General features: G+C 37.9%; 1 protein-coding gene. It reads left to right on the top strand.

All coding sequences use genetic code 11. From position 1 onward, the window contains the following. The first annotated feature begins 66 nt into the window (after positions 1 to 66). Positions 67 to 1,232 (top strand): IS3-like element ISAba22 family transposase gene (locus ACK1JC_RS17005; protein WP_085940844.1). Its coding sequence is split into 2 segments (ribosomal slippage): positions 67 to 325 and positions 325 to 1,232, totalling 1,167 coding nucleotides; the frame shifts between segments, so codons are not numbered across the junction. The last annotated feature ends 42 nt before the right edge of the window (positions 1,233 to 1,274 follow it).

The following is a 1,274-nucleotide window of genomic DNA, read 5'->3' as shown; positions in this document are numbered from 1 at the left end:
TGATGTGTGCTGAAAAAACAGGAGGTTTTAACTTGGTAAACTAAACACACTCATCAGGAGTTTACCATGAGCAAGAAACACAAGACTTACACCACAGAATTTAAAGCTGAAGCCATAAAATTAATTGAAGCCAATCAAGGCAATGTCTCGGAAACAGCCAGACAACTTAGCATTTCAATGCAAACTCTTTCAAATTGGAATACCAAAGCAAAGGCTGGAACTTTAGCAGGTACAAAACAGTATTCACCTGATCTAAACGCTCTACTCGAAGAAAATAAAAAACTCAAACAACAGCTCAAAATAGCTGAAATGGAACGTGAATTTTTAAAAAAGGCAGCAGCGTACTTTGCCAAAGAAAGTCAGTAAGGTACGCCTATATGAAACAAAAAAGATATTCTTTTCCAATTACCTTAATGGCTCGATTACTTCATGTTTCAGTTTCATGTTTTTATGATTGGCTCAAGAGAGGCGTGAGCAAAAGAACGATTCAACGAAATCAACAGACGATATTGGTGAAAATAGCCCATGAGGAGACAAGGCAGAGCTATGGTTATATTCGATTAACCAAATACTTACAAGCTCAGGGTATAAAAATGAGTATGTACGCTGTACGTCAGATAAAAGCGCTGAACCACCTGTATTGTAAGCGACACAAGCGTTTTAAAAGGACTACGAATAGTGACCATAATCGAGCGATCTATGAAAACCTGCTGGAGCAACAATTCTCAATGACTAGACCAAATCAAGCATGGTCAAGTGATATTACGTACATATGGACTGTTGAAGGATGGCTGTACTTAGCAGCGGTAAAAGACCTTTACACGAAGCAAGTGGTTGGCTATAGCTTAAATGAGCGCATGACAACACAGCTTGTTTGTAATGCGCTAAATATGGCTATTCACAATCAAAAACCAACCAAAGAACTGATTGTGCATTCAGACAGAGGAAGTCAATATTGCAGCCATGAATATCGAAATATACTTGAGCAATATGGTTTTCAAGGTTCAATGAGCAAGCGCGGAGACTGTTACGATAATGCACCGATTGAAAGCTTTTGGGGAATACTGAAAAATGAGTTAGTGCATCATTACAACTATCAAACCAGAGAAGAAGCCAAAGCAGATATTATAAAATACATTGAGTTATTTTATAATCATCGAAGAATTCAAAAGGGTTTGGGTTTTAAGACACCAAATCAAATGGCCGAAGACTTTTATAAGTTGGCTGCCTAGAATCTCCCAAGGGAAAGTCTCCTGATAATTCAGCGTATATCA

Origin of the sequence: Acinetobacter sp. TY2, from assembly GCF_046269225.1 — a bacterium.
Taxonomy (GTDB): domain Bacteria; phylum Pseudomonadota; class Gammaproteobacteria; order Pseudomonadales; family Moraxellaceae; genus Acinetobacter.
This window is presented reverse-complemented; position numbering and strand designations above follow the sequence as displayed.